The 6,423-nt window shown below is 62.3% G+C and carries 5 protein-coding genes; all 5 read right to left on the bottom strand.

Going from position 1 to position 6,423, the window contains the following annotated elements:
- Positions 1–961, bottom strand: a 961-nt coding sequence (locus tag EOA27_RS17165; RefSeq protein ID WP_145970385.1) for an ABC transporter ATP-binding protein, incomplete at its 3' end; no start/stop codon positions are given.
- Between the two features lie 52 nt (positions 962–1,013).
- Positions 1,014–2,171 carry an ABC transporter permease gene (locus EOA27_RS17160; protein ID WP_126081936.1) on the bottom strand — a complete coding sequence of 386 codons (1,158 nt, stop codon included), beginning with the start codon at positions 2,169–2,171 and terminating at the stop codon, positions 1,014–1,016.
- A 12-nt stretch (positions 2,172–2,183) separates the two neighbouring features.
- Positions 2,184–3,218 carry an ABC transporter permease gene (locus EOA27_RS17155; RefSeq protein ID WP_126081935.1) on the bottom strand — a complete coding sequence of 345 codons (1,035 nt, stop codon included), beginning with the start codon at positions 3,216–3,218 and terminating at the stop codon, positions 2,184–2,186.
- 220 nt (positions 3,219–3,438) lie between these two features.
- Complete coding sequence (locus tag EOA27_RS17150) at positions 3,439–5,091, bottom strand: ABC transporter substrate-binding protein (protein WP_127256753.1); 1,653 nt, start codon at positions 5,089–5,091, stop codon at positions 3,439–3,441.
- 277 nt (positions 5,092–5,368) lie between these two features.
- Positions 5,369–6,423 (bottom strand): translocation/assembly module TamB domain-containing protein (locus tag EOA27_RS17145; RefSeq protein ID WP_189562045.1); only part of this gene is annotated, 1,055 nt, incomplete at its 5' end.

The following is a 6,423-nucleotide window of genomic DNA, read 5'->3' as shown; positions in this document are numbered from 1 at the left end:
CCTCAACCGGGACCATCGGGATTTCCGCAGCGTTGCAGACGCCCTCGACGAAATGGTGGCAGCGCGGCCCGAAATTGCAGCCCTTCGGCCGCTCATGCGGCAGCGGCAACTGTCCGGGAATGGAGATCAACGGCCGCGAGTTCTTGTCGGCGCCAGGCAGCGGGATCGAGCGGAACAGCCCTTGCGTATAGGGATGGCGCATCCGGTCGAACACGTCCTCGATCTTGCCGGTCTCGACCGCCTCGCCGGAATACATCACCGTGATACGGTCGCAGGTCTCGAGGATCAGGCCGAGATTGTGCGACACGAAGATCATCGAGGTGCCGAACTTCTCGCCCAGACCCTTGACCAGCTCGACGATGCCCGCCTCGACGGTGACGTCGAGCGCGGTGGTCGGCTCGTCGAGCAGAAGCAGCGCCGGCTTGGACAACAGCGCCATGGCAATCACGATGCGCTGCTGCTGGCCGCCGGAAAGCTGGTGCGGATAGGAGCGCATCATGCGCTCCGGGTCGGGCAGCCTCACCGCCCGCACCATCTCCAGCGCCCTGTTGTAGGCCTCCTCCTTCGACACCTTGTCGTGGATCAGCGGCACTTCCATCAGCTGCTGGCCGATCTTCATCGCGGGGTTGAGGCTCGCCATCGGCTCCTGGTAGATCATGGCGATCTTGTTGCCGCGGATGGCGCGCAGCTCCTCCTCGGAGAGCTCGCCCATGTCCTTGCCCTGGAACTTGATGCGCCCGCCGACGATCTTCCCGATGTTGGAGAGGTCGCGCATGATGCCGAGCGACACCGTCGACTTGCCGCAGCCGGATTCGCCGACGATGCCCATCGCCTCGCCGGGCATCACCGTGCAGGAGAAATCCATCACGGCCGGGATCTCGCCCTTGCGGGTGAAGAAGGAGATCGAGAGATTCTCGATCTCGATGATGGGTTGAGCCGGATCTCGAACCGCTTCGTTCATGGGTCGCTCCAATCCTAAATTGTTCCAGCAGGTAGGGCCTGAGCCCTCGCCATCAATCCTTCATCGACTGTTCGCGCAGCGAGTCCGCCAAAAGGTTGAGCCCCAGCACGAACGACATCAGGGCGATCGTCGGCGGCAGCGCCGGGTGGATGAAGGAACGCAGCAGCCGGCTGGCGTCCTTGATCGCGGTGCCCCAGTCGGGGCTTTCCGGCGCCAGCCCCAGGCCGAAATAGCCGAGCGTTCCGAGCAGGATCGTCGTGTAGCCGATGCGCAGGCACGCATCGACGATCAGCGGCCCGCGCGCATTGGGCAATATCTCCCAAAGCATGATGTACCAGGGCGATTCACCGCGCGTCTGCGCCGCCGCCACATAGTCGCGCGTCTTGATGTCCATGGTCAGCCCGCGCACGATGCGGAACACGCCGGGGCTGGAAGCGAACACCACCGCCACGAAGATGTTGAGCTGGTTGGGATCGATGTGGACAATGTGCAGCGGATCCTTGTCGAAGACCAGGCCGACATAAATCCAGCCACCGAGGATAAGCGTGATACCGAGCAGGATATAGAGCCGGTCCGGCCGGTTCTTGAAACGCGTCCAGAACAGGACGCTGAAGAAGATGATCGGGAACAAGAAGAACAGACCCGCCATCGCATAGGGGATCGGCGTGTCCATGATGCCCGGTGTCACCAGGAGGTAGAACAACAGGATCACCGGGAAAGCCAGCACCAGATTGGCGAGGAAGGACAGCAGCGTGTCAATCCTGCCGCCGTAATAGCCGGCCGGCAGGCCGAGCGTGATGCCGACCATGAGCGCGAAGCCGGTGGCGGCCGGCGCGATGATCAGCACGATCTGGCTGCCGTAGACCATGCGCGAGAACACGTCGCGGGCGAGCTTATCGCCGCCGAAATAATAGACCAGCTTCGACGCCGGCTCGATCGCGCCGGGCAGCGCGTCCTTCATCACCGAGACCTGCGCCAGGGGATCGAAGGGCGAGATGGTCGAAGCGAAGATCGCCGTGAACAGCCAGAACAGGCAGATGAAGACGCCGGCGATGCCGACGCCGCTGTCAAAGAGCTGGCCGTAAAGGCCAAGCCGCTTCTTATAGGCAAAGCTGACGCCCATCACCAGGATCAACGCGATCCACACCGGCCAGAAACGCCAGAGCACGCCGACAACGATGTCGAAGGCATTGATATACTCGGTCTGCATCGGCCCTGCCCCTTATTGAACCCTGATGCGCGGATTGAGGAACGCGTAGCCGACATCGGAGATGAGCTGCGTGATCAAGACGATGAACACCGAAACCAGCGAGCAGCCGAGCAGCAGGTCGATGTCGTTGTTGCCCGCAGCCTCGACCAGCGTATAGCCGAACCCCTGGTAGCGGAACATCACCTCGACGATGACGACGCCGGTGAGCAGCCAGGGAAACTGCAGCATGATGACGGTAAACGGCGCGATCAAAGCGTTGCGCAGCGCATGCTTGACGACCACGCTGCCGAAGGACAGACCCTTGAGGCGGGCAGTTCGGATGTATTGCTGCGTCATCACCTCCACCATCGAGGCGCGCGTCATGCGCGCGATGTAGCCGATGCCGTAGATGGCAAGTGTCATCACCGGCAGGGTGAAATTGTAGAAGGTGAGGCCCTGGCTGGCGGACGCAGCCGAGCCGTTCAGCCAGCCCAGCCAGGATGCGAAGATGACGGTGAAGATGACGCCCGAGACATATTCAGGCGTCGCCGTCGAGGCGATCGAAGCGACAGACAGCGTGCGGTCGGTGCGCGAGCCCTCGCGCATGCCGGCAAGGATGCCGATGAGCAGCGAGATCGGCACCATCACCACCAGCACCCAGAACATCAAAAGCCCCGTTGCGCCGAGCGCCGGAAAGAGCTTCGCCGCGACGGTCGTCTTGAATTTGGTCGAGCAGCCGAAGTCGCCCTGCAGCACGCCGGAGAATGTCGGCGCGACCGGGTCGTTGCAGAAGGAGAAGCGCTGCGCCGGTTTTCCAGTCGCCGGGTCGGTGATCGGCTGTTTGGGGAGAACCCCCAGCCACTGGCCGTAGCGCAGGAAGAAGTTCTGGCGGTAGCCATGGTTGGCCAGCCAGCTTTCCAGCTGTTCGGCGGAGGTGTGCATTTCTGTCTGGCTGATCGCCAGCTTCTTCAGATTGGGACCGAGATTGATCAGGAAAAAAACGACCAAGGTCAGGCACAGCATCGTCAGCGCCATGGTGCCGAGACGTCTCAGGATGAAAGAAAGCATGGCGGACCCCTGCCGATGGGTTGGGGGAGCCTGATTGCGCGACCACTCCGACGCGATGCGGGGCAAGCCGGCAAACTGACCTTCGAATGCAATCAACCCAGTTTATTGCATGACCCCATTCGACGAGTCCGCAACTTTTTCGTTGCAACGGCTCTCCGGTCCCGGGTCACGCGAGGAAGGGGACAAAGGGGCCGAGCGCCCCTTTGTCCGTTCGTTCCGATCAGGCCTGTTCCAGCCAGACCTTGCCGTAGTCGTGCTCGTAGGTCGGGTGCATTTTGAAGTTCTGCACCGCCTTGGTCGAGTGGCTGTAGAGCTTGCGCCAGTACGGCTGGATGATGATGCCGGAATCCTGCAGGATCTGCTCGATGTCCTTCATCATTTCCTTGCGCTTGGCCGCGTCGGCGACGGCAAGCGCGGCGTTGAGCTTGGTATCCCAGTCGGAATTCGACCAAGCAGTCTCGTTCCAGGCTTCACCGGTGCGATAGCCGATCGCCAGAACCTGCACGCCGAGCGGGCGCATGTTCCAGTTGGTCATCGACAGCGGATACTTCGTCCAGTCGTTCCAGAAGGTCGAGCCCGGCAGCACCGTGCGCTTCACCTTGATGCCGGCGTCGCGCAGCTGGGCTGCGATCGCGTCGCCGGTGTTCTTGTGCCAGTCCTCGTCGACCGTGATCAGCTCGTGCTCGAAGTCGGCCTGGCCTGCCTCCGCCATCAGGGCCTTGGCCTTGGCGGCGTCGCGCTTGATCTTCGGCAGCTCGAAATATTCCGGATGGATCGGGCTGACGTGATGGTTCTCAGCGGGCGTGCCGGCATTGCCGTAGCCGAGCTGCAGGACGACCGCGTTGTCGACGCCGAGCTGCAGCGCCTGACGAACCTTCTGGTTGTCGTACGGCTTGTGGTTGACATTGGTGCGGCAGACGATGGTCGCAGCCGTCACCACCTCGGATTTCACCAGGTCCATGCCGTCGAGGATCGAGACATAGTCGGCCGAGGTCTCGAAATTGGTGTGCACTTCACCAGCCTCGAAGGCGCTGACCATGGCGCCAGGATCGGTGCCGTAGTCGATGAACTCGATGCCGTCGAGGAACACCTCGCCGTCCCACCACTTGTTGTCTGCGCGGCGCTTGTAGACGACCTTCTGGCCGACGTCGTAGGAAACGAGCTCGAACGGGCCGGTGCCGATCGGGCAGGCTTTGAAATCGCCGCCCTTCTCGTCGAAGCTCTTGTGGACGATCAGGCCCGGATAATCGCACATGTTCGGGATCAGCGCGATGTCCGGCTTGCCGAGTTTCAGCTTGACGGTCATGTCGTCGACCTTGGTCACGGCGCTCTCGTCGAGCTTGTCGTCCTTGACAAGCGTGCCAAGGCGGCCGGGCATCGAGTTGCCTTCGGCCTTCTTGTCGGCCCAGCGCTTGAGATTGAAGATGACATCGTCGGCGGTGAAAGCATCGCCGTTCGACCAGGTCACGCCCTTGCGTACATGCAGCGTGTACTCGGTCGCGTCATCGTTCACGTCCCAGCTTTCCAGGAGATAGGGGCGGAATGTGTACTCGGTGGTGTACTTAACCAGCGGCTCAAGCGCCTGGCGCTCGGCATTGGCGATTTCCGACCAGTCGGCCTTGCGTGGATCCTTCGGATCCTTGACCCACTGCGCGACCTTCAGCGTGCCGCCCTTCTTGCTCTGTACGTCGTCGGCTTTCGCCGGGGTCGGATCGGCCAGACCGATCAGGCCGTAGGCCATCGCCGTGGACGCTCCGAAAACGCTGGCGAGCGCCAGGAATTCGCGACGATCGACCTTTCCCGCCTTGGCTTCTTCGGCCAACGCCAAGATATGATCAGGAACCTGATCACCATTGCTCTTATAGATTGCCATGACTTGCTCCCATTGTTGGCTTTCCGCCTTTTAACATTCCGCATCCGGACCGCGTTGTCAAAAAGACGGTATGGAGGAGGAACATGCCAGGGAATGTGCATCTTTGGCTGCAACCCGGTTCGCGTGATAGCGACAGTCTTGACGCAAATTTGTTATCGCGACGCGGATTCCCTAAAAAATTCCCGCGGGCCATTAAATCAATACATTTTATAAGGATAGCAGCCCCGTACCGGCGGTCGCCCCCGGTTCGCCTTGGCCAATCCGGCCCGGCACAACCTCAATATTCGCGTTCGTAAAAGACGCCGCCCTTGGCCTCGCCGGCGTCATTGGCTTCGCCGCGCAGCTTAACCCCGCGACCGACATTGAGGTCGATCGTCACCTTGCCGGAGCCTGGCTTGTCGCCCTTCTGTATCGTCACATAGGTGCGATCGTTGAGGTACTTGCCGGCCGAAACCGCGGTGCCGCCCTTCTCATCCGTCGTCACGTCGAGATCATCGACGCCGATGGCGCTTTGCAGGTTCTCGAGCAACGAGGTCGAACCGCCGATGCCGGCCAGTTGCGCGGCGGCGCTCGCAAGTTGCGCGATCTGCAGCGGCGACAGCTTGGACATGGATTGACCGAAGATGAGTTGTGCCAGGATCTCGTCCTGGGGCAGCGCCGGCACGGAGGAGAACGTGAACTTCGGATTGGTCGCCTCGCCTGAGACGACGACCGTGACTGTGGCGGTGCTCGTCGTGGTGGTCGCCGTCAAGTTGAGATAGGGCACCAGCGACCCCTGGAACCCGATCGTGCCATCGGTGAAGGTCAGTCGCTTGGAAAGGATGATCAGCCGTCCACGCTGCAGGGTGAAGGTGCCGATCGCCCTGGGCGCCGAAGCCGGGCCTGTCAGCTTCAGCGAGCCGCCGAGTTCGGCATCGACGCCCCTGCCCTGGATGAAGATCTGGTTCGGCGCGTTGACAGTCACGTCAAGCGTCAGGCCGCTGCCGCTGTTGCTGCTGCCGCCGGACGTCGCCGGGCGCAGTGCCTTGTCCTGCGCCCGCACGGACGCCGGAGCGTTCTTGTGCTTCACATCCAGCGCCGAGAGCGACCCCGGCAGCTTTTCCGGGACGGTGATGACCGTCCTCGCCAGGTTGATCGTGCCAGCCACCACCGGCGCCGAGACGAGCGGCCCCTTGACGGTCAGGTCGCCGCCGAGATTGGCGGTCACCACCCGGCCGTCAGTGTAGCGGCCGTCGGTGAGCTTGATCGACAGGTCGGCCGGGAAGCCCTGCGCCGGATTGATGCCCACGGTGCCGCTCGCCGACAGGCTGCCGCGCGTCGACAGTGTGCCGG

The sequence above is a fragment of the Mesorhizobium sp. M2A.F.Ca.ET.037.01.1.1 genome, assembly GCF_003998075.1.
Taxonomy (GTDB): domain Bacteria; phylum Pseudomonadota; class Alphaproteobacteria; order Rhizobiales; family Rhizobiaceae; genus Mesorhizobium.
Note: the sequence above shows the minus strand (reverse complement) of the source record. Positions and strands in the feature narration are given on the sequence as shown.

Excerpts from the sequence above, each read along its gene's own strand:
- EOA27_RS17160 (WP_126081936.1), bottom strand. The coding sequence starts at position 2,171 with ATGCAGACCGAGTATATCAATGCCTTCGACATCGTTGTCGGCGTGCTC.
- EOA27_RS17155 (WP_126081935.1), bottom strand. The coding sequence starts at position 3,218 with ATGCTTTCTTTCATCCTGAGACGTCTCGGCACCATGGCGCTGACGATG.
- EOA27_RS17150 (WP_127256753.1), bottom strand. The coding sequence starts at position 5,091 with ATGGCAATCTATAAGAGCAATGGTGATCAGGTTCCTGATCATATCTTG.